Genomic DNA, 21,696 nt, shown 5'->3' on the forward strand with positions numbered 1-21,696 from the left:
TCCGTTGTTTCAAAGCCCTCAAAGAGTTATGTACAGCATTTTAACACATTTTACACAAGACACGAAATAAAAAGCTTAGTGTTATATATAATGTGCAATATGCCGAGCTCATTACCAAAATATTTTAAAAATATTTTATGTATTGGTGTATAAAACAAGGCACGTATAACCCGCGCCTTGTTTTTATACCGTTTTACTACTATTATGCAACAACTTTTGCATTTTCCACAAGAAATTCAACTGCTTTATTGATTCTTAAATCTGCTTTTAAGTTTTCCAGATCGCCGAGTGCTTTCTTAATGTCTTCTACTGATAGGTTAAATTGATCGGCCATTCTTTGCAATTCTTTTTCTACGTCTTCTTCGCTGGCTTCGATATTTTCTGCTTTCGCAATGGCTTCAAGCGTCAAGCTTGTCCGAACACGAGTTTCAGCATTTTCTTTCATTTGATTGCGAAGATCTTCTTCCGATTGACCGGAGAATTGATAATACAATTCAAGGTTCATTCCTTGAGCGGAAAGGTTTTGAGAAAACTCTTGCATCATCCGATCGATTTCATTTTCGATCATGACTTCAGGAATATCGATTTCTGCATTTGCTGTTGCTTTTTCAACCACTGCATCTTGCAAAGCATGTTCCGCTTCATGTTCTTTTTGATGTTTCAAACGGTCTTTAATTTTTGCTTTCAAATCTTCCAACGTTTCTGCTTCTTCATCCGCATCTTTTGCAAATTCATCATCAAGCTCAGGTAATACTTTCGCTTTTACTTCATGAACTTTCACTTTAAACACGGCAGGTTTTCCAGCAAGCTCTTCAGCATGGTATTCTTCAGGGAATGTGACTTCCACATCTTTTTCATCCCCTGCTTTCGTTCCGATTAATTGATCTTCAAAGCCAGGAATGAAAGAGCCGGAACCTAGTTCAAGCGAATAATTTTCCGCTTTACCGCCTTCAAACGGCTCGCCGTCAACAAACCCTTCGAAATCAATAACAACCGTATCTCCTTCTTCTGCTTTGCCGTCTTCTTTTACGACAAGTTCAGCATAGCGTTCTTGCAATGCTTTTAATTCATTTTCAACATCTTCGTCTGTTACTTCTGTATCTACTTTTTCCACTTCTAAGTTTTTATACTCGCCGAGTTTTACTTCCGGTTTAACTGTGACAGTTGCTTTAAAAATTAACTCTTTTCCTTTTTCCAGTTGTTCGATGTCGATTTCCGGACGATCAACCGGTTCAATTCCGGATTCTTCCACCGCTTTTGCATAAGCTTCCGGCAAGATATAATCGAGCGCGTCTTGGTAAAGCGATTCTACTCCGAATCGTTTTTCAAACAAAGGACGCGGTATTTTTCCTTTGCGGAAACCAGGGACATTAATCGTTTTGACGACTTTTTTGAAGGCATAGTCCAATCCCTCATTCACTTTGTCGGCATCCACCGTTACAGTAAGGACACCTTGGTTTCCTTCTAGTTTTTCCCATTTCACTGACATACAATTCCCTCCACAACAAATCTATAAGTTGATAGTTGAAAAATGAATCATTTATCAATTTCGTACTTTTAGTGTACAAAAAGAAAGCCAAGCAGAAAAGTACATATTATAACCATTACATTATAACATACGAACTAAGTCTTTCAATAAAAAGCTAAGAGACGGGAGCAGAAAATTCATCTAACTCTTTCAAATAAGCCATGCATTTTTCTCGATCAGCATCGTCATGAGAGAAGAGCTGCGGACATAGAATTTCTGCTTCTTCCGCTTCCCCGTAATATTCACAAGCCAATTGGAGCGTACAGGCAGCCCAAGTGTCCACGCTGAACTCAGGTTCGAATGGATAAAGAAGAAAAAAGTGGCGATTCACCAATTCTGTTAATTGGGAAAACAATACGGGATTAGATTGAGAAACGGCTTCCTCTAATTTGGTTAAAACTTGTTTGTAATAGGTCATTTGAAAAACTTCTTCCAACTGATTTGGGATCAATCGTTTTGAAAAATGAAGCTTTCGAACGAAAATTTCTTTATCCACTCCCTTCTCCCTCATTATATTGAGGAGAAGAGTTTTCAAAAATGGATGGGAATGTGCATCCCCGATGATATCAATCAATTCGTCTAGATACGGAGCAATATTTCGTTGAACTAGCTCCGCCGCTTTTAACGTTTGCTGCTCAATTGATTCATCCTCGTAAAACAATTTAGGTGCACGGTCAAAGTCAGATTGATATTCATTTTTCGCCGAAGTAGAAGCCATTTTCCGGCTTATTTGCAAAAGTTTCTCAAAATGCTCTTTTTTATCGGAAGGAATTTGGTTTTCCTCACAGAGAGCAGATAGCGTAATGTAAGCTCGCTGATATTCCTTCATTTGAAAGAGAATTGATATGTATAAATCCATTACATCGTAATAATCGCCGTTTCCCGCTTGAAGCATTTCTTCGCACAATTCTTTCGCCTCATCATATTGACCACATTCATAAAGGGCAAGCAACAAGGCCATTTGAATCTCATCGTCACCGGGATCCTCGGAAAAATGCAAAGCCTTTATAAGAAAATCAGAAGCTTCTTCATAATTTTTTTCCTGCAAAGCTTGGATTCCCTTTTCAACCAATCTTTCCCGTGTACCAGGCAATACAACAACATTATCAAATCTTTGGAGATTTTTCTTTCTTCTGCCCATTCTTATATGAACCGCCTTTTTCAAATGGAGTTGCCATAAGTTTAGCACGGAAACGCAGAAAAAACAAAAGAAATCGTTTTCACGATCACTTTGGCAAGTTTTCCCCGGCACATTCGACTAAAGCTGACTTTTATCAACAAAAGCTATTTATTATACTTTTCTTGTGAATCGGCCACTTTCTTTCGCGTTGTTCATGCCGATAATGATTTTACTTCGAATATGACCGACCTTTTTTTCTTAATGCCTGCCAGCTGCGCTTTTCTTTCGGATATGATTTTATATAAATTCATATATTTTATCAAACCGAAAAATGGCGTGAAGTCAACAGTGTTTGTCCAACGCCAATCAAAAGTCTAATTTTATATATGACATTAATGACCCTCTGTGTTTGTCCTATATCATTTCATCTTTTCATCATAGGATAAGACTAGCCTTGAAAACGATATATGTTCATATACCTATACTTACGGAGAAATGACATTTCGAAAAGAGAGGGATCATAATTTGGATTGGTTCAAACTTTTTATAATTATCAATCTCATCGGAATTAGTTCTAATTTGGATAACACGAGTGTGGGAATAGCGTATGGTCTAAAAAATATTCGATTTCCTTTTTGGCTTAATTTCATTGTCAACTTGATTGGGTTTGTCACTGCGCTCATTGGTGTATATTTAGGATCGTTTATTGCAAGATATATTTCTTCGGAGGAGGCTGCGTGGGTTTCATTCAGTGTCTTATGTAGCATTGGCCTATTTATTGTTTATAGTGAATACGGTCATCAATTGATTTTCGGTAAAAAACAACATATAAAGATTCAAAATCTTGGAATCCGTCAAGGCATCTTTCTCGGATTCACTCTTTCCTTTTCAAATATTATCACTGGTTTTGGAGCGGCCATTTCCAATCATTTATTTATCTGGCCTACAGTGATCAGTATCACCATATGGGGGATTATCACGATTTGGCTTGGTAATAAAATCGGAAAGGGAACGATCTCCAAACTATTAGGTAAATACTCATCTCTTGTTTCCGGGCTTCTTTTTATCTTGGTGGCAGTTTATCAAATTTTGTAATCATGCCGCATCACTTCACTTCCGATTTTGCTCGAATCAATTATTCAAACGAACTGTCCTACATTCACTTTTATTTGGTTGCTTCTTTATTCTTTGCTGTTTTCCCCGCATAAAAAAACGCTTCTTCATTGTGAACAGCCTGCCTTTTTAGTCGGTTTCCGTCAAACGGATACGCTTCCTGCCGTCTAACGTTCACAATGGAAGACGTTTACTGTCTCCGACAGTATCTAGCCTTATTTTAACGCTTATGTAAATGTCAATACTGCTTTCTGGCGTTCCACACGGATTTAGAAACAACAATGAACACATATTCATACTACAAAAAGAATTAAGGCAGCGTGATGAGAAATTAAGTTCCGATATATTTAGAAGAATGTATGTGTAAAAAATGTGTAAAATGGTTTCGTTTTTTTTCTTTTCTTATCATATTCTCAAAAAAAGAAAAAAGCTCATAAACGTTGATAAATCAACGTTTATGAGCCCATAAAAAAATTATCTTATTCAAAATTAACTTAGAAGCGTCCCAGGAGAGATTCGAACTCCCGACCGACGGCTTAGAAGGCCGCTGCTCTATCCAGCTGAGCTACTGGGACATTTTTTTCAATTTCATCAAGGACATTTTTAATTATATTAACATCAAAAATAAATGTCAATTGTTTTTTTATACAAACCGAAAAAATTTTTTCCCGCTTTTATAAAAAGTTGAAAAAGAACATTCGATTATTTTTTCAGATAAAGAAGAACAAAAGGCAAAACCATTGCCCGTTTGTTCTTCTCTATGTATTAAATGCCGCTTGTCAATCCGTTAACAGCTGATGTTGTTCGTTATAAAAATGAACAACCGAATCGTCTCCATCCAATTCCACGATTGCATAGGTTCTTTCTTTTCTACCTCGCGGCAAGAGAATGCTCCCCGGATTCAAAAACAACGTTTCGCCTATTTTTTCCGCTACCGCTTGATGAGAATGACCGAAAAACACAAAATCAGCTTTGTTTGCTTTTGCTTTCTGTTTCAGTTTCGAGAAAGACGCTTTGACATCGTAGCGATGTCCATGTGTCATAAATATTCTCTTACCCTTTATCTCTTCCACGATATCATAAGGATAGCGATCATCCATATCGCAATTTCCTCTAACCACAATATAGCCTTTCATTACTTCACTGTCTGCCGGAAGTTCAGAATCACCACAATGAAACATGGCATCCATCTCTTGCTCGTAGCGTGCTTTTAAATCTTTTAAAATTTCCGTGTCCCCATGACTGTCACTTACAACTAGAAGCTTCATAGTACACTTTCCCTTTCCAATTGTTCCAATATCGTTCTCATTTTTGCCAACGCTTCGGCGCGGTGGCTGATTTTATTTTTTTCATTTGGAAGCAATTCCGCCATCGTACGCTCATAACCTTGGACAAAGAAAATAGGGTCATATCCGAACCCATTTGCCCCTTTTTTCTCAAAGGTGATGAATCCTTCACATGTCCCGTTCACTGTTATGGTTTCTCGTCCCGGAATTGCAAGAGCCAGAGCACAATAAAAACGAGCTGTCCGTTTCGAAAGAGGAACTCCTTCCAATTCCCTTAACACCTTTTGTATATTGGCTTCATCATCTTTTTCAGGACCTGCGTATCTGGCCGAATACACGCCCGGCCGGCCGTCTAACGCGTCAATCACCAAACCTGAATCATCTGCCATAACCATGGCTTTTGTCTCTTTCATGACCGATTCCGCTTTGATGATCGCATTTTCTTCAAATGTCGCACCCGTTTCCTCGATTTCCGGGAATTCAGGAAGATCAAGAAGCGTTTTTACCTGAATCTGAAACGGTTGAAACATTTGCTCAAATTCAAGTGCTTTCCCCTTATTTTTCGTGGCGATCACAACTTCTCGCATCATCGATTTGCTTCTCCACCTTTTGACATATTTCTTTCTATCTTCACTGCTATTTCGCTTAGCGCTTGCTTTTGAATGTCGATCAATTCTTGCAACCCTTTTTCTGCCAATGACAATAATTCTTGAAGCTGCGAATGGGAAAATGTGGACTCTTCTCCTGTTCCTTGAATTTCTACAAAATCTCCGGATCCAGTCATGACCACATTCATATCCACCATTGCTTCACTATCTTCTTTATAATTTAAATCTAATACTGCTCCCTCTCCTTGTAAAATGCCTACGCTAGTAGCAGCCAGAAAATTGGTCACCGGAAAAGTCGACATTTCTTTTTGAATAGATAATTGATGCAACGCCATTGCCATCGCTACAAAGGCGCCGGTAATCGAAGCGGTGCGTGTTCCGCCATCTGCTTGTATGACATCGCAATCGATCCATACCGTTCTTTCGCCAATGGATTCCAAATCGACAACCGCCCGAAGAGCTCTCCCAATTAATCGTTGAATTTCCATTGTTCTTCCTGATACTTTTCCCTTGGAAGATTCTCTTATATTTCTTTGCTCAGTTGCCCGTGGCAGCATGGAATATTCCGCTGTAATCCATCCTTTACCGGACCCTCTCATAAAAGGGGGAACACGGTCTTCGATACTAGCGGTGCAAATAACCCGTGTATCTCCAACGGTGATAAGCACGGAGCCTTCCGGATGTTTTAAAAAATCCGTATCGATCTTAACCGCTCTTAATTCATTTTTTTGTCTCCCATCTACTCGCACCATAGATCCTCCTTTTAAGCTGCAGCTCCTGTCCCACGGCAAAATCCCCGCAAGGCCGAAACTTCCACCATTACCGTGAGAACGATTTTTTATTGACTCTTCAGTCGCTTCGCTTTTTCGATATGTCCAATAAAAATGAGGTGGCATTTGCCAACCTCTGTTTTGATCTATTATATAATATACCAAAAAAATTTTTTTAGAAACTACCGGTGTTGACATGCTCGGGCCTTGAAACGGTTTCGCTGATGGGTTTTCCTTTGTCGTCTACTAAGTTCGTCTTGCCATCCACTTCAACGGTTACACTTTTAATCCCTTTCTGTTCTGTCAAAGAAAGCACAAGAGGATTTAACGTATTTTTTGAGATCATTTTTTCCTCGAAACTACCTAAAATCGATTTATTAAAATTTAATGTGACTTTTCCATCCTTCACCACCGGAGCACTAATCAGTTTCACATCCGGCATAAATTCGCTTACCAGTTCAGACGAAGGGCTTGGTCCTTTGATGAGCTCATTGACGACCGCCGTAACATTATCTTTATTATTGTTGCTCACTCTTTTTGTGACGGGGACGTAATAATAATTCTCTCCGTCTTGAGCTAAATAATAAACGGTGATCGGTCTTGTATTCGTGATGTCGACCACGTTTTCAACATCCCAATTAATTCCGATGTTTCTGGATAATCCATTGGGATCAATCGCTGTCCCATCCACTGGCATTTCTTTTAATGGCTGGCCGTCCACTCTCAGTTCGACTTTTTTCACCGCGTCAAACTGCGTCAACGTCCAAGTAATAGCCTGTAAAATTTTCTTTTCGTCTTCCGCTTTGTACTCTTTAAATTCAGGAGAAAAGTCCGCGATGGCCTTTCCATCTTTAATTTGAACGCTTCGTACTTCCGTGCCGGCCGGCAGCACCGCTCTGAACCCGTTCGGAAGCATATTTGACACCGGCCCGTCGTCTACCAGATATTCAAGCGCTTCTTTGGCGATGCTTTGCGTTTTGGGAAGCGGCAGCGTCTGCGATACTACATAACCGTTTTTATCTATCAGATACAAATCTGTCATCATTACGTCTTCTTTTTTCATGTCCTGAGCAGATTGATGTTGCAATTCTTTTAAGGACCCGTCCTCTTTTAAATAAGTTACTTTTTGCGGTGGATCAATGTTCTCTTTCTTTTCATTGCTGCCGAGCAATCCGCATCCTGTCAAATAAATAGACGATAAAATGACAGCCGCCGCGACGAGAGTTTTCTTTTTGACCATCATGAAACCTCCTCACACAGTTTGTACTACATGTATACGAGCTGGTGAGGAAAATTAGACCGTTTTCCAAAAGAAATTCGCCGCAGTTTAAAAAACGAGTTCATTTTCATCTAAACGAATCGTAGAAACATCTATCGTTGGATCTTGGAGCCAATCGGAAGCGATCTTATAAAACAGCTCTTTAGATCCGGTTGTAAAGAAGCGATTAGGGAGACAAGATTTCTCCATGTTTAAAAGTTCTTTATAATGCAATATGGCGCTCACTTCTCTTGCTGTTTCTTCTCCTGAACTAATCACCGCAACATTTTCACCCATGAATGACGAAATAATCGGTTCAAGAAGCGGATAATGAGTGCAGCCTAATATCAACGTATCCAATTGTTTATCTTTGAGCGGCAGCAATGTTTCCGCTACAATTTTTTTGGCCATGGCACTATGATATTCCCCGCTTTCTACCAAAGGAACAAACTTAGGACATGCAAGCGGAAAGATCTTTACATTCTTATTGATAGAATGAAGAGCTTTTTCATACGCACGGCTTTTAATGGTGCCGATCGTACCTAGAACCCCAATACGAAAATGTTTTGACATTTTAATAGCCGCTCTCGCTCCGGGATGAATGACTCCAATAACCGGAATGTCGAGTGCTTCTCTAATCTCATCCAGAACAGCAGCCGTTGCTGTATTGCAAGCGATCACGAGCATCTTGATATCATAACGAAGCAAATAGCGGGTCATTTCCCAAGTAAATTGTTTGACCTCTTCCACGGGTCTAGGCCCATAAGGACATCTGGCTGTGTCACCAATATAATATATCGTTTCATGAGGGAGCTGCCTCATGATCTCAATAGCAACTGTAAGACCCCCAACTCCGGAATCTATTACACCTATTGGCCTGTTTATCAATGTATCTCGCCTCATTCTTTTGTATTTTCTGGTTGCATCTTTCTGATCATGTCATCCGTTTTAGATGATCACTCTCTAAATATGCGATAAAAACCATTGCTGCTGAAACACTTTTTTCATTTTTTCTGCCTTAAACGGCACGAACGGATCTTCCGCAATATTTTCTTATTGGCAAATGGCAGCGCCGTTTTACAAACGTTTCGTTCGTTTTTTCAATTTCTGAAAAGAAATGCTTCAAAACTCAAAGACTAAATCCTTTATCTCCATGAGCCATTGAGAATGCCTCTTTGTTCTATTTCTTTATGTATATATGAAAATTTTCATTCCTAAACCGACATTCTTTTCGCTCTAAAAGTTTCCTAGTTTCTTCATTTCTTAACGAACTCTATGAGAAAAGAAGCTTCAGCAGTCTATCAAACATTTTCTCGTTTTTTACTTTGTTTTTCAAGAGTGAAGATTCGCCTATTTTTTCACGGAACAATGCGGGAATATCCTTATTTTTCAAAAAACAACAGACAAGAAACTCACTCTTATGGTTAAAAACCATCCCGGTTTCTTTCAGATGTGTACAACTTTCTTCCATTTTTAATCACTCATCCGTTCCTCAATCGTTGAGGGACTTCCTTTTGTTAAAAGCGTCTTTACATGACCTTTTTGCTTATTAGAAAAACAGCTGTCAATATATATCCACATGCTTAAACACAACTTTATGGATTATCCAAAGCAAAAGGCCGATCAGCAAACTAGCCCATGCAGGTATTGGAATGACAGGCAGAATATCTTTTAAGAAAAAATAGATGACGAGCGGTAAAAAATAGGCGATCGTAATAGGAAAAACATATCCTAATAATACGCGGACGCTAAATTTCTTAAACGTGGATTCCCTCAGAAACAGTAAAATAATGTCGATGACAAGACACATAAAAATAGGTGTAAAGAAATAATCAACAGAAAACCCTTTTACCGGAGGCAGATCGGTAAATTGGTTTAACAAAGGATAAATGATCAATCGGGAAATGCCGTCTATGAAAAAAACAATATACAAGCCGATCCCAAAGATGAAGGCAAAACGACTGAACCTGAAATACGATTGTTTGCCCATTGTTTGCACGACTTCTTTGCAATAGGATTCCGGATTTTTGCCAAATACGTCTTCCGCCGACCGCCCTTCTTCTTGGGCGATCAGCAAATGGTCCAGCATTTCCAGCAGCAGTTCCTCCGTCTTTTTTTCCGGAATGGAACTGAGCCGCAAATAAACAAGCATGTTTTCATAATACTTCCTGTTTTCCTCGTTCAATTGCTTCCGTCGTTCATTGTTTACTTGGATCATCTCTTCTGCTGTCATAGTTCTCACTCCTTTGATTCAAAATATGATCGACTGCAACCTTCAGGTCCATCCAATTTTCTTTAAATTCTTCCAACTGTTGTCGCCCTGAATCGGTCAACCGGTAATATTTTCGTTTTGGACCGTTCGGAGAATCTTTCAGAGTTCCAGAAATAAGATTCTCTTTTTGCATGCGCAGAAGCACCGGATAAATGCTTCCTTCACTCACAAACGTCAATCCATACTCGACCAGCTTCATGCTTAATTCATACCCATAAATTTCTTCACGGGCAATCACCGCCAAAATACATCCTTCTAAAACTCCTTTCAGCAATTGACTTTTTAATGACAAAGATCATTCACCACACATTCCTCTATCTTGCTAAAACTTAGGAAGATCAAAACCATGATCAAACACGGTATCTTGTTAAACAAGTTACTCAACCAAAAATCTGCTATCTTGCTAAATAAGGTAGTGACTTAATCATATCAATCTAAGTGGAAGAAATCAAGATTTGATCTTGTACAGATACCGCTCTTTTTGGTATTGACGGGTGATTTTTGGTCGATTCAAGAATATTTAGAAAGGTCGTAAAATACAGTTGATTTTTTGAACAAACTATAATAAAATGACTAGCAAATATTAATACAATTAAACCTATAGGAATTAATGTTTTTAGGGTGCCGATGGAAACAAATTCATAGCTTAAATGATTTATTTACATTTTTGAAATGACGAAAGGTGGTAAGGAAATGGAGAGTGCAACCATTATTCAAGTGGAAAATTTGAATAAAAGTTTTCCGAATAAAGGAAAACCGGAACCAGTCCTCCAACAAATATCTTTTCATATAGAAAGAGGGGAGATCATCTCGATCTTAGGTCAAAGCGGCTGCGGAAAAACTACACTTTTAAACATAATCGGCGGTTTTGAAAAGCCAGACCAAGGTCGTGTCCTGTTTGACGGAAAAGTAGTGGAAAGACCAAGCCGACGATGTGTTATGCTATTCCAACATTATGGTCTCCTTCCTTGGCGTTCCGTTCTTAAAAATGTAGAGCTGGGCCTTGAAAGTTTAAAGTTAGCCCCCAAAGAGCGTAGAGATCGGGCTTTCGATTATCTCAAACTAGTTGGCTTACATGAAAATGCCGACCGCTTTCCTAATGAATTATCCGGAGGAATGCAACAACGAGTTGCAATCGCTCGTGCGCTCGCTCTTCAGCCAGAAGTCATTTTGATGGATGAACCGTTTGCGGCTTTGGATACTTTTAATCGTTATTATTTGCAAGATGAACTTTTACGGCTTCAAGCTAAAGAAAAGACAACCATCGTTCTAGTGACTCATGATATCGACGAAGCAGTGTACCTATCAGACAGAGTGTTCATGATGAGCGCAAATCCCGGGCAAATCCATCGAGAACTGAAAATTCAGAACTCTAGACCTAGAGATCGGGGTCACTCAGATTTCCAATATTATCGAAAGATCATTCTTGAAGAATTTCATTTTCATCATCCGACTTCTCCTATTGATTATCATATTTAACTGACTAAACCAGGAAATGAACATCTTTTTCGCCGCAATTAACAAAATATTTAGATAAAAATAACCATTCCACTGCAAGGAAACGGAACTATCAAAAGGAGGCTTATTTCATGAAAAAATTAAGGAAACAAATCATCACTCTATTCATCCTGACGTTCGTTTTCAGCAGCTTATCTGCTTGTCAATCTGATCCTACTGATTCCCACGTAAATGAAAAGCAAACAATCAAAATAGGGTACTTGCCGATTACCCACGCCATTCCTCTATATATAGAAAAAGAACAAATAAAAAGTCAATCTCCTTTCAATATTGAACTCATTAAATTCGGTTCATGGCCTGAACTGATGGATGCATTGAATACAGGGCGAATTGATGGAGCAAGTGTATTGGCTGAACTGGCGATAAAAGCAAAAGAACAAGGCATTGATTTAAAGGCAATAGCTCTAGGCCACAGAGACGGAAATGTCATCGTCACGTCTAAAGATATTCACAATGTAAAAGACTTAAAAGGAAAAAGCTTCGCCATTCCTCATAAGTTTTCAACACATAATATATTGCTCTATCAAATGTTGAAGCGGGATGGTTTCAACTATAAAGATGTAAAGACCGTCGAACTTCCGCCCGCTGAAATGCCAGCGGCCCTTTCTGAAGGTAGAATATCTGGCTACGCAGTCGCAGAACCTTTTGGAGCCCTGTCTGTAGCGATGAATAAAGGGAAAGTGTTATTTCAATCAAAAGATTTGTGGAAAGATTCTGTATGCTGTGTACTAGTTTTAAGAAATGATTTCATCCGTCATAAAAGAAATACCGCTCAAGAATTCGTGGATGAATATGTTAAAGCCGGAAAAAAAGCAGAATTAAAAGATTCCTACACCTATAAGGTTGCCTCCAAATATATGAACGTCAATAAAAAGGTGCTTGATTTATCCTTAAAATGGATTTCATTCCAAGATTTAAAACTGGACAAGAAATCCTATCAAGAACTTAGAAAGTACATGATAGAAACAGGAATGTCTAAAAATCCTCCATCCTATACGGAATTTGTCGATAATTCATTAATAGATAAAGTGAAGTGAGAACATGAACATTGCCAAAAAAATCTCAAACATCATCATCGGATTTACAATACTCATTGCTTTATGGCAAACCATCATTTGGGTGGGAAACTACGATGAGGCCCTCTTCCCTCCTCCCTCTATAAACTTTAATTTTCTTCAAAATTCTCGCGTTTTCTTTAAATTTCGCTAACACATAATAGCTTCTTCACCTCAAATGAGTGTAAATTTCTTGTATTTATTCAATATATTTACATGGTAAGGTGCATCCTATAATACAGATTTACAATATCTGTAATATCATGTATGACCGTGCAAGAAGTCTCCACACTTCTCATGGTCGCTCACCCTCCCATGTATCACTGGATTATAAGATCCACACATTCCTTCGTCCTGCGTATCCATGAGGTGGAGGTTGGATATGCTCCTTTACAGGGTCTAATGCCCGAATGGTGAAAATATACTCCAACTCTGCACTATTGGTGTTTGTCAGAATAACAAGTCGTTTGAAAGCTTTTATGCAGCCTGTAATGCTTTTATTTGAGGTAATCCCTTTAATAGCTTTAATCCATCAAACTCACACTGTTTCTTACCAATGGCAAATAACACACGTAATAATTTACAACACAAGGCAATCAGAGACTGTTGTTTTTTTAACGGCCTGTCTGGCCGATTGGTATAGTAATGATGCAAGGCTTTAAATACAGGATTATGGGCAACCAATGGTCGAATGGCCAGGTATAATGCTTTTCGTAAACGTCTTCGACCCCTTTTGGTTATGCGTGTTTGCCCTTTATACTTTCCTGAACTGTGTTCTCTTAAAGAAAGCCCTGCCAGATTGACTAATTGTTGCGGATGATTGTACTTGGTTAAATCTCCTACTTCCGCAAAGAACAAAGCAATGGTAGTGTAACTAAGTCCCGGGATATTGGTCATTTGTTTCGCACCTGGTATGCTTTCAACAACACCTTCTAGTTCTTCATCTAGTTGTGCTAACTGTTTCTTGTAAAGCTCATATTGATCCAATAGGCAATCCAATTCTCTTTTTGCGAACTGGATTCCTGTCTCAATCCCAACGCTCTTTTTCGCTACTTCTACGAGTCGGGTTGCTCGTTTCAGCCCAACCCCACGCTGTACATACGGTTTCCATTTTTGCAGCACTTCTTCTGGTGACAACTTTTGAATATGAGAGGGAAATGGAAACATGCGCAAGGTATAAAAGGCTGCTTTACCTTTCCAATCTCCAAACACATCGAAAAACTCTGGGAAAAAGCGCTGAATGACGTTTTCAATCCGCCCTTCAATGATCATAAGCTGTTTGATGAGCTGATCTCGTAATTTGACGCCTTCCCTTAGTTCAGCGTATACGCCCTCTAATAGGTTCGGTACGGAGTATCGCCCATCTTTCATTAACTGTGCAATGACACGAGCATCTTTTGTATCGTTTTTTGTAGGCGAATTGTCATCAAGCTCTTTACTTTTTTTGACGTGCATGGGATTCACTAGCACTACATCATATCCTTTTGCCTTAAGAAAGTAGGCAAGATTTAGCCAATAATGACCTGTTGGCTCCATTCCAAAAATCACGTGGTCCTTATGATTTTCTTTTTGAATATGATTAACCCAATCTAATAAGGTTTGAAAGCCGTGTATACGATTTTCAAAGATCAATCTCTTGCCAAATTCTAAGCCTCGGTCATCTTGAAAACGGGCAACGTGCTTTTCTTTAGCTACATCAATACCTACAATGAGAGTTGATGGTGTAATTTGAGAGATTTTTTGATTTTGTGTATAATTCATTTTGAGTCCTCCTTGGTTTATTGAAATTCGGGGTCAACGCGCATTGACACCCTGTACTATACCAAGGGGACTTTTTTTTATCAAACCTCAAATTTCCTCATTACAGGAATGCTCCTTTAAAAGTATGTAAAGGAATTTGGACTCTTATCACCACCGGAACTCTATTTGTCCATTTGAAAGTGAGTCTTATCCGATTTTTCATCGGCTATTTATCAGCAGTGGTTTCCGCTGTTATATTGGGTCTCATTTTAGGCAACCTAGAAAAATTATGGAATATCATTGATCCAATCGTACAAGTCCTAAGACCAATCTCACCCATTGCCTGGTCACCTTTTATTGTTTTATGGTTTGGAATCGGAAATATCCCTGCGATTATGATTATATTTATCGCCGCATTCTTCCCGGTTTTACTTTCAACCGTTTCCGCTGTAAAAAAAGTGGATCGTACGTACTTAAAAGTAGCAGAAAACTTTGAAATTAAGCAACCTTATTTAATGGCCAAAATCATTTTTCCAGCGGCTTTTCCGTTTATCGCCAATGGTCTTCACCTCGCATTGGGTACAGCTTGGATTTTCCTCGTTGCAGGGGAAGATGGTCGGAGCGCAGTCCGGATTGGGCTATTTAATCGTCGATGCAAGAAACTCGCTAAGTTTGGAGCTTGTTTTAGCCGGAATTATCTTAATCGGTATTTTAGGACTTATTCTTGATAAAGCTATACGTTTGTTGGAAAAATGGGTAGAAAAACATTGGGGGAATGTGGTCAAATAATAACGAATGAAAAAATGGAAATAGATCTATTCTCAAAATAAATGCAAAAAATGTTATATTTTCAAAAAAGAGGATATACGTTCTTTTGTAGAACTGAATATCCTCTTTTCTCATTTTTATTGAATATCTTTATTGTCGCCCTCTATTTCTACAACGGCTAGGTCTTCTACATTGGTTTTACAGTGAGGACAATAATAAGAGATTTCCACTTCATGTTGACATGATGCATGGACTAATTTTTTGTAACATTTTTTTAAATGCCTTCTGCCCCAAAGGATTAAGGCATTAAACACCATTTCCAAATCCTGCCCGCTTTCCGTTAACATATATTTGTATCTTGGTGGGTGTTCAGAATATAAAGTCGAAGTGATCAAACCACTTTCTTCTAAATATTTCAAACGATCCGATAATAGATTAGAAGATATCCCTTTCAAGGCTTTTCTGATTTCGCTAAATGTATTATGCCCTAATAAAATTTCGTGAATAATCAATAAAGTCCAGCGGTCACCGATAATATTCAATGATTGAGCAATATTACAAGGTAAATCATATTTTTCCCTCATAAAAAACCCCCAGTTCTCTTTTTCGTTAAATTATAACTCAACTTTCATAGAATAGAAATTTTGTTCTATGCAAAGGTAATCAAAATTTCCTATAAAATGAAATTCCAAATGCCTTGCTTAGAAGATTTCTGTTCTATAAGTTTATTTCCTGATCAATAATTCTGAATTTTATCAATTAAATTGATTTTAAGGTTGATTTTTTGAATCAACTATAATAAAATTACCTTATCAAATCATATTATCTCTATAGGAATTTTAGGTTATAATGATAAAGGAGGCGCTGTTATGGCTCTTTACTTAGTGGAATCATATTTTAACGGAAAAGTAAAAAATAAAGAAAGTTTTGAAAAAAAAGTTTCTGATATTCAGACAGCACTTGGCCAGAATGATACAAGTCTAATAGAAGTGCAAGTATCCAAAGATTTTTCAAGAGCATTTTTCATTTTCGAATGCAAAGAACGGAGTATTCTGAATAACAAATTAAGAGAGTTAGGCATTCCTATTACTCTCATTAAACCAGTCCGTATAGTTGGAAAAAGTATTGAAGAAGTTAAAAAAGAAGCGGATACGGTGAATTACTTAGTTGAATGGAATCTTCCCGAGAATCTCACCATGGAGGAATACTTAGATAGAAAGAAAAAGAATTCCGTACATTATGCCGAGGTTCCGGAAGTTACGTTCTCTAGGACCTATGTTTGCGAAGACATGACAAAATGTCTTTGTTTTTATGACGCCCCTGACGAATCGGCCGTCAAAAAGGCTCGTGAAGCGGTGAAAACGCCTATCGATACCATCACAGAAATTTTGCCCGGAAAATAATCATATTGAAAAAGCCTCAGCTGGAATTTTTATATTCCGGCTGAGGCTTGACTATAATGAGGTGAATCTTGCTTCCCTGCTGACACTATTTTGAAAAAAAGCCTTTTACAAAGTATATTTTCATTTTTCGAAACATTCATTTTTATTATTACCTTAAATGATATTTCCTTCTGCCAACGATTTGATAAACAATGCCATATCAGATAGGAGGTTATCGGTGAATGGCTGTAATGGAATCCGGAGCAAAAAAAACTTTACAAGAATTGCTTTATAAACAATTAAAGCCTTTGGTAAAAAAAATTGACGTTAATGCCTATTATCCTCGAGAATATTTAGAAAGCCTTGGAAAACATGGTTTCTTTTTATCAACTGGCCTTCCTGCAACAGACGTTCTTATCAGAGAAATGAAATTAGTCGAAGAAACGGCTAAAGTCTGCATGACAACAGCTTTTACTATTTGGTGCCACTTAGCGGCACTAACATACTTGCGAACGTGTGAAAATGCTTATCTCAAGAATCTTCTTTTACCACTCCTTGAAAATGGAAAGGTACTTGGCGCAACCGGACTTTCAAATCCTATGAAAAGTTACGCAGGACTTGAATCTCTCCGTTTGAAAGCAGAACGTGTTTCAGAAGGATTTGTCATTAATGGGCATTTACCATCTGTCTCAAACCTTGGCCAAAACCATTGGTTCGGTATTGTCGCATCCGTTCATGAAAAAAAGCAGGTCATGGCGTTTGTTCCATGTAACATTCAAGGATTAGAATTAAAAGGAAAACAAGAATATTTAGGGTTAAACGGAAGTGCAACCTATTCCTGCACCTTTAATGAAGTGTTTATTCCGGATCAATGGATCATTTCTAAGCAAGCAGATGAATTCGTCAAAAAAATTCGTCCTAAATTCGTAATGTATCAAATCCCACTAGGATTGGGAGTCACAGACGCATCCATCCAATCTATGAAAAAAATACAAAATAAACAAAATGGATGCAACCAATATTTACCTATTCAACCTGACGAATTAGAAAATGAACTGATATCGATTCGTGAAAAGACATTCCACCTAATTCAAAATTCCGATCTGACTCAACATTGGGAGGACTTATTGGAAATTCGGTTAAATATCGCATATTTAACTCTAAAAGCAGTACATGGTGCGATGTTACATCATGGAGGAGCTGGCTATTTTCAACAATGCGATCCATCTCGCAGATTAAGAGAATCCTATTTTCTTGTAAACTTAACACCTACTGTTAAACATTTGGAGAAACTGCTAAATAGCTAGATTTGAAGAAACAAACGCCTTACCGAAATCAAAACGGTTATAATAGAGGTGGAAAAGGTTTGATTAAAACTTATTTTCTACTCCTGCCTTTTTCAGAAATATAGTGATACATCATTCGAAGTTTCTCGTTGTACTTTCCAATATTAAATCAATCCATCATACTTTTCATTGCATCAACACAAGCAACCTTACCCTACAAAAATTGATTCCTTATGGAGTAACGGTTTTCAGCTTGAAAAATGAAAAAAGAAGGGCTATTTTACTTGTTTTTTGACTTCCATCCAGTCTTTTCCTAATATATGGTGGTTTCCGTTTGTTAGACGAATCCATTCTTCGACAAATGGTTTGCCTTTAGCTAGTTGTTTAGCGGCATCTGCGTTATGAACAATATCTCCTTTTTGATAGGTGCCGCTTTGAGGCATGGATGATTTCACAAAATGCCTTGTGTCTCCTTCCATCCAAAAATATCGTTCATTATTGTACTGCCTGACGATCGGGATCACAGGATGGATGGGAAAGTAATCATCCGATCGAAACAGCCTGTCTTCCATATAAAAATTATCCGCTTTGATACTCGCTTTGTTTTCGATTGTAGAGGTTCCGTAAAATTTTCGTAAACGCGGGGATCCGATAACGTTATTTTTTCTTTCACGAAAACCGTCCATGACGATGTTGGCGTTATTTCCCACGGAAAGAATGGAGTAATTCGGCGCTTTCTTTTCATCGAATCGGCTGTAGACAAGAGATGTGTTTCGGATAGTGGTTTTCGAATCTCCGTCTATATAGAAAAAAGAACCATAGTTTTCACTCGGTTCGTATCCTTCAAAGTGAATACTGTCAAGATCGATGTTGCTTCCGCTTAAAATGATTCCCTTGCCGTATAAACCATGTTCGATATTCAACTGCATAATAATCCCATCATCAAATCCTTTAAGTACCATACCGTATTTCGCTTGCAGTTTTGTTTTTTTGTTGTAGTCATTCCAATTCACCGCATATATATTCGAAATGACATTTCCTGTGTTTCCCCTGCTTGCCAAAAACATGGCGGAGTGACGAAAACGAGTAATACGGATATCACGAATAGAGGAAGAATAGAGATGAACTTTGCTGTTTTCACAAAGATAGATGCCGCTAGTATTGCTTTCAATATACAATCGTTCCAGAACCGCTCCGTCTCGTAATCCAGTTTTTAAGTAGATTCCGGTGCCATTGGGAACTTTCTCTTTAGAAGAAGGAAGGGAAGAATGACCGATGTATAAATCAGATATGTATGGAACGCCACCTGTGATGAGCACAGGCTGAGTGGTGTCCGTTTGAACCAATTTAGATTTGCCTCTTCCCTCACCGATCAGGCGCATATTCTCTTGTTCAATCGGCCTATTTATGAGGTAGGTACCTGGAGGGATTCTCGTTTCATGGCCATCCATCAATGATTGCTGAATCGCACAAAAATCAACCTCTAAATTTTTCCAATCTACATTAGGATATTTGCGTAAATAGCTTCTTAGAAAAGGATATTCTTTTTCCGCTTCTAATCGTGTGGAAAATTTCTTTTTTAGTGGATGGCTTCGTCCGTCCCCATAAGCCTTATAAGCGGATTTATCGGCTTTTTCCGCTGTCAGATTATGAATTACGGCAACGCTTTGTTTATTCGTTGATTGTTCACTCATACTGCACCCAGCGACAAACAGAATAATGGGAAAAAGAAGAAGCAGTTTTTTCATCACTGGACCTCTTTTCTGAATAAAATCAGATGATAAAAATGGCCCTTGCGTAGTATACGTAAGGGCCGAAGTGCAAATCAAGATTCTTGTTTCAATATGTTTCTTGCAAATGAGTTGTTCATGATCCGTTTTTACTTGTTCAAGAGAGCATGATGCAAGTTTTTGACATTTTGAAGAACGTGTTTTGGTCCTTTATTTTTATGTGGCTTATCTCCCTTGTCTTTCCCGTGTGAAGTAGGGTCGACATGGAAGGATTGAGAACCGAGTACGATTCCAGTCTTTCCTAGAATAGCTGATACCGTAATATCACCGGCTTTCTTAATATAAAGCTGATTTCCTTTTACAGTTGCCACTTTAGGCTTATCGACACTCCAAGTCAATGCTCTTGTTAAATCCACATTCCCGATCGGATAAACCGGAACACTAAACGAAAGCTGATTTTGTTGATTTTTTGTTAAAGCTGCGCCTTTTGCTTTAAAAGCGCTGGATAATAACGTGGAACGTCCCGGTTTTATCCCTTGTTTATTGGCAGGATCTACGAAGCGGTCGTTTAAAATGGTTTGCATTTTAAACAACGTTTGAACATTGAGACCCGCATTGGCTAAGCGGCCGTTTAAGTTTGCATATTCTTTGTTTTTTAACGTGTTTCGTACAGCTCTTTCTACCACTTGATCATACGAATCGCCATTTTTTATCCCCGCAATAATCGATAATTCTAAATTAGGTTCTAAGTCTTTCAAGAAACGGACAAGTTCATCCGCCGTTACTGTGCCGTCTTGATCAAATAACGTATTAAAGGCATCGCGGTTTTGAACTTGGAAGTTTTTAATGGCATGCGACAAGGCTTCTGGACTTTGATGCTTTGTATAGACAATGGCTGCGGTTTGTTTGACTAATGTTACAAATGCCTCTTTCTTTTCCTTTGATTTAAGTTTCGACAAATCCCCGCCCGCAGCAGCAAAAGCACTGAGTACATTTGCTTGATTGAGCTTACGGATGTTATACTGTACATTCCCCAATGTCTTTGCATCTGCATACTGATAAAATTTAAAGAAACGATTGGCAATCTGGTCAATCTCTGCATTTACATTGCTGGTCGCAACAGATGCCGCTTCCGCCTTAGGCAAGAAAATGCTTTCTGTCGGCAACAACGGTGCAGAAACTATGGATGTCACCAGTACTGCGGTCATAGCTTTTCTACCCCAACGAAATTCTTTCATCTTTTTTCCACTCCTCTTCGTTAAAAATTTTATTTATGAAAAAACTGAACCAATTTTTTGTTCAGCTTTTCCATCACATATGAAACTCAATAGAAGCACTTGCAACCAGTTATATTCCCAATAGTTGCTGTCTGCTTTTACGAGAATAAAAGAACTGATACGCTCTTTTATTCTCGTAAAATCCCCCTGCCAGAAATATAGCAGGGGGAAAGTTTACTTTTTCGACTCTTTTGCAGCCACTTCTTCCAGCGCTTTTATTTCCGCTGGTGATAGTCGGGAAAAGACTTTCGATTTTACTTCTTCTTTTTCGCCTTTTTGATACATGTTTTTCATCTGGTAAAGTTCAGACACAGAAAACTTGCTTAATACAAAACGAGTTGCTTCTTGTTTGGAATGAAAATGAATGCCTGAACTTGAGCCTGTCGATCGATCGCTCTTCGTTTGAGTGGTCTTCTCAGCAGAATTGCCTGTTTGTCCGGAAGAAGCCTCATTTTGCTTAGACGTTTTGGCAGCTTGTCCTGATGACGGATCCGCTGAAACAGGCTGAGATAAAGCTTGCTGTTTGTCGGCTGACATTGAAGCATTCTGGCTTGCTGCGTTATCTGAATCCGCCACTGCTGTCGAATCGCCTGTTCCCGTTCCTTCCTTCAACGCTTTTTGGACGTCCGGATCTTTCAGCATTTTCTGTACATCCTGGTTGTCTATTTCTTTGGATACTTCCGACAATAATTGTTCTGACATTTTATTCATTGCATATCGATAGCCGCCATACCCGCCGCCACCCAGAATAGCGGCAGCTACTAAGACAATAAGGGGTTTGTAAGTCCAAAACGGCTTCGTCGGCACACGATTGCGATTCCTTACTTTTTTATAATAGACATTTTGATGTTTGTCCTTAAAATATCGGACACCTATCCATTTCATAGGTGTCCAAATCTCTTTCATCATGGGCATTTTTAGTCGCTCTCCTTGTTAAATAATTCTAAAAGTGCCACTTTCAGAAATACCGTCTCTCGCCAAAATA

General features: G+C 38.5%; 19 protein-coding genes, 1 tRNA gene and 1 pseudogene. 6 read left to right on the forward strand and 15 right to left on the reverse strand.

The features are described from left to right. Positions 1-202 precede the first annotated feature (202 nt). Entirely contained in the window at positions 203-1,489 is a 1,287-nt protein-coding gene (gene tig, locus NST12_RS11780) for a trigger factor (protein ID WP_048623784.1), read from the reverse strand. A gap of 154 nt (positions 1,490-1,643) precedes the next feature. Next, positions 1,644-2,669: a tetratricopeptide repeat protein gene (locus tag NST12_RS11785; protein ID WP_341030049.1), complete on the reverse strand. Its 1,026-nt coding sequence runs from the start codon at positions 2,667-2,669 to the stop codon at positions 1,644-1,646. Between the two features lie 504 nt (positions 2,670-3,173). On the opposite strand from NST12_RS11785, the gene NST12_RS11790 reads away from it, so the two are divergent. Then, a complete protein-coding gene (locus NST12_RS11790; protein ID WP_327824263.1) occupies positions 3,174-3,743 on the forward strand; it encodes a manganese efflux pump MntP in 570 nt (189 codons plus the stop codon). A 519-nt stretch (positions 3,744-4,262) separates the two neighbouring features. On the opposite strand, the gene NST12_RS11795 is transcribed toward NST12_RS11790, so the two are convergent. From NST12_RS11795 to NST12_RS11830, 8 genes are all read right to left on the reverse strand, one after another. Beyond that, positions 4,263-4,336: transfer RNA gene (locus NST12_RS11795), tRNA-Arg, on the reverse strand. Between the two features lie 204 nt (positions 4,337-4,540). Then, the gene (locus tag NST12_RS11800; protein WP_003355556.1) at positions 4,541-5,029 is read right to left on the reverse strand and encodes a metallophosphoesterase; all 489 of its coding nucleotides are present in this window, start codon (positions 5,027-5,029) and stop codon (positions 4,541-4,543) included. Beyond that, positions 5,026-5,634 (reverse strand): XTP/dITP diphosphatase, encoded by a 609-nt coding sequence (locus NST12_RS11805; RefSeq protein ID WP_048624507.1) that lies wholly within the window; start codon positions 5,632-5,634, stop codon positions 5,026-5,028. The genes NST12_RS11800 and NST12_RS11805 overlap by 4 nt, the downstream gene beginning before the upstream one ends. After that, the gene (rph, locus tag NST12_RS11810) at positions 5,634-6,404 is read right to left on the reverse strand and encodes a ribonuclease PH (protein WP_327796897.1); all 771 of its coding nucleotides are present in this window, start codon (positions 6,402-6,404) and stop codon (positions 5,634-5,636) included. Before rph ends, NST12_RS11805 begins: the two co-directional genes overlap by 1 nt. Before the next feature lie 196 nt (positions 6,405-6,600). Continuing rightward, complete coding sequence (locus NST12_RS11815) at positions 6,601-7,668, reverse strand: GerMN domain-containing protein (protein ID WP_048623787.1); 1,068 nt, start codon at positions 7,666-7,668, stop codon at positions 6,601-6,603. Positions 7,669-7,752: 84 nt separating this feature from the next. Then, positions 7,753-8,568, reverse strand: a complete 816-nt coding sequence (gene racE, locus NST12_RS11820) for a glutamate racemase (RefSeq protein WP_048624508.1) — start codon at positions 8,566-8,568, stop codon at positions 7,753-7,755. A gap of 679 nt (positions 8,569-9,247) precedes the next feature. After that, a complete protein-coding gene (locus NST12_RS11825) occupies positions 9,248-9,916 on the reverse strand; it encodes a hypothetical protein (protein ID WP_341101331.1) in 669 nt (222 codons plus the stop codon). After that, the gene (locus tag NST12_RS11830; protein ID WP_341101333.1) at positions 9,882-10,247 is read right to left on the reverse strand and encodes a PadR family transcriptional regulator; all 366 of its coding nucleotides are present in this window, start codon (positions 10,245-10,247) and stop codon (positions 9,882-9,884) included. The genes NST12_RS11825 and NST12_RS11830 overlap by 35 nt, the downstream gene beginning before the upstream one ends. Before the next feature lie 401 nt (positions 10,248-10,648). Here NST12_RS11830 and NST12_RS11835 point away from each other — a divergent pair, with 401 nt between their 5' ends. Both NST12_RS11835 and NST12_RS11840 read left to right on the forward strand, forming a co-directional pair. Further along, positions 10,649-11,434 carry an ABC transporter ATP-binding protein gene (locus NST12_RS11835; protein ID WP_327824261.1) on the forward strand — a complete coding sequence of 262 codons (786 nt, stop codon included), beginning with the start codon at positions 10,649-10,651 and terminating at the stop codon, positions 11,432-11,434. Positions 11,435-11,544: 110 nt separating this feature from the next. Then, complete coding sequence (locus tag NST12_RS11840) at positions 11,545-12,510, forward strand: ABC transporter substrate-binding protein (RefSeq protein ID WP_341101335.1); 966 nt, start codon at positions 11,545-11,547, stop codon at positions 12,508-12,510. A 495-nt stretch (positions 12,511-13,005) separates the two neighbouring features. On the opposite strand, the gene NST12_RS11845 is transcribed toward NST12_RS11840, so the two are convergent. Next, positions 13,006-14,289, reverse strand: coding sequence for an IS110 family transposase (locus NST12_RS11845; RefSeq protein ID WP_048622726.1), 1,284 nt, complete (start codon positions 14,287-14,289; stop codon positions 13,006-13,008). Positions 14,290-14,399: 110 nt separating this feature from the next. Between NST12_RS11845 and NST12_RS11850 the strand changes: the two are divergent. Then, a pseudogene (locus tag NST12_RS11850) lies at positions 14,400-15,057 on the forward strand (ABC transporter permease); the annotation flags it as partial. 116 nt (positions 15,058-15,173) lie between these two features. Here NST12_RS11850 and NST12_RS11855 read toward each other — a convergent pair. Further along, a complete protein-coding gene (locus NST12_RS11855) occupies positions 15,174-15,620 on the reverse strand; it encodes a winged helix-turn-helix transcriptional regulator (RefSeq protein ID WP_327824259.1) in 447 nt (148 codons plus the stop codon). 285 nt (positions 15,621-15,905) lie between these two features. Between NST12_RS11855 and NST12_RS11860 the strand changes: the two genes are divergently transcribed. Together NST12_RS11860 and NST12_RS11865 are read left to right on the forward strand one after the other, a co-directional pair. Next, on the forward strand, positions 15,906-16,439 hold the full coding sequence (locus NST12_RS11860; RefSeq protein ID WP_341101337.1) for a DUF4242 domain-containing protein: 534 nt from the start codon (positions 15,906-15,908) through the stop codon (positions 16,437-16,439). A gap of 221 nt (positions 16,440-16,660) precedes the next feature. After that, a complete protein-coding gene (locus tag NST12_RS11865; RefSeq protein WP_327824258.1) occupies positions 16,661-17,725 on the forward strand; it encodes an acyl-CoA dehydrogenase family protein in 1,065 nt (354 codons plus the stop codon). Between the two features lie 254 nt (positions 17,726-17,979). On the opposite strand, the gene NST12_RS11870 is transcribed toward NST12_RS11865, so the two are convergent. From NST12_RS11870 to NST12_RS11880, 3 genes are all read right to left on the reverse strand, one after another. After that, a complete protein-coding gene (locus NST12_RS11870) occupies positions 17,980-19,452 on the reverse strand; it encodes a hypothetical protein (RefSeq protein WP_341101338.1) in 1,473 nt (490 codons plus the stop codon). A gap of 131 nt (positions 19,453-19,583) precedes the next feature. Beyond that, entirely contained in the window at positions 19,584-20,672 is a 1,089-nt protein-coding gene (locus tag NST12_RS11875; RefSeq protein ID WP_341101340.1) for a hypothetical protein, read from the reverse strand. Positions 20,673-20,885: 213 nt separating this feature from the next. Continuing rightward, positions 20,886-21,626 carry a hypothetical protein gene (locus NST12_RS11880; RefSeq protein ID WP_341101342.1) on the reverse strand — a complete coding sequence of 247 codons (741 nt, stop codon included), beginning with the start codon at positions 21,624-21,626 and terminating at the stop codon, positions 20,886-20,888. Positions 21,627-21,696: the final 70 nt, after the last annotated feature.

It is taken from the genome of Bacillus sp. FSL W8-1127, from assembly GCF_038006725.1.
GTDB lineage: Bacteria > Bacillota > Bacilli > Bacillales > DSM-4216 > Bacillus_O > Bacillus_O smithii.

Bases quoted from the DNA above. Each gene is read 5' to 3' on its own strand.
- tig (WP_048623784.1), bottom strand. From the start codon at position 1,489: ATGTCAGTGAAATGGGAAAAACTAGAAGGAAACCAAGGTGTCCTTACT.
- NST12_RS11785 (WP_341030049.1), bottom strand. From the start codon at position 2,669: ATGGGCAGAAGAAAGAAAAATCTCCAAAGATTTGATAATGTTGTTGTA.
- NST12_RS11800 (WP_003355556.1), bottom strand. From the start codon at position 5,029: ATGAAGCTTCTAGTTGTAAGTGACAGTCATGGGGACACGGAAATTTTA.
- NST12_RS11805 (WP_048624507.1), bottom strand. From the start codon at position 5,634: ATGCGAGAAGTTGTGATCGCCACGAAAAATAAGGGGAAAGCACTTGAA.
- NST12_RS11815 (WP_048623787.1), bottom strand. From the start codon at position 7,668: ATGATGGTCAAAAAGAAAACTCTCGTCGCGGCGGCTGTCATTTTATCG.
- NST12_RS11825 (WP_341101331.1), bottom strand. From the start codon at position 9,916: ATGACAGCAGAAGAGATGATCCAAGTAAACAATGAACGACGGAAGCAA.
- NST12_RS11835 (WP_327824261.1), top strand. From the start codon at position 10,649: ATGGAGAGTGCAACCATTATTCAAGTGGAAAATTTGAATAAAAGTTTT.
- NST12_RS11840 (WP_341101335.1), top strand. From the start codon at position 11,545: ATGAAAAAATTAAGGAAACAAATCATCACTCTATTCATCCTGACGTTC.
- NST12_RS11845 (WP_048622726.1), bottom strand. From the start codon at position 14,289: ATGAATTATACACAAAATCAAAAAATCTCTCAAATTACACCATCAACT.
- NST12_RS11855 (WP_327824259.1), bottom strand. From the start codon at position 15,620: ATGAGGGAAAAATATGATTTACCTTGTAATATTGCTCAATCATTGAAT.
- NST12_RS11860 (WP_341101337.1), top strand. From the start codon at position 15,906: ATGGCTCTTTACTTAGTGGAATCATATTTTAACGGAAAAGTAAAAAAT.
- NST12_RS11865 (WP_327824258.1), top strand. From the start codon at position 16,661: ATGGCTGTAATGGAATCCGGAGCAAAAAAAACTTTACAAGAATTGCTT.
- NST12_RS11870 (WP_341101338.1), bottom strand. From the start codon at position 19,452: ATGAAAAAACTGCTTCTTCTTTTTCCCATTATTCTGTTTGTCGCTGGG.
- NST12_RS11875 (WP_341101340.1), bottom strand. From the start codon at position 20,672: ATGAAAGAATTTCGTTGGGGTAGAAAAGCTATGACCGCAGTACTGGTG.
- NST12_RS11880 (WP_341101342.1), bottom strand. From the start codon at position 21,626: ATGCCCATGATGAAAGAGATTTGGACACCTATGAAATGGATAGGTGTC.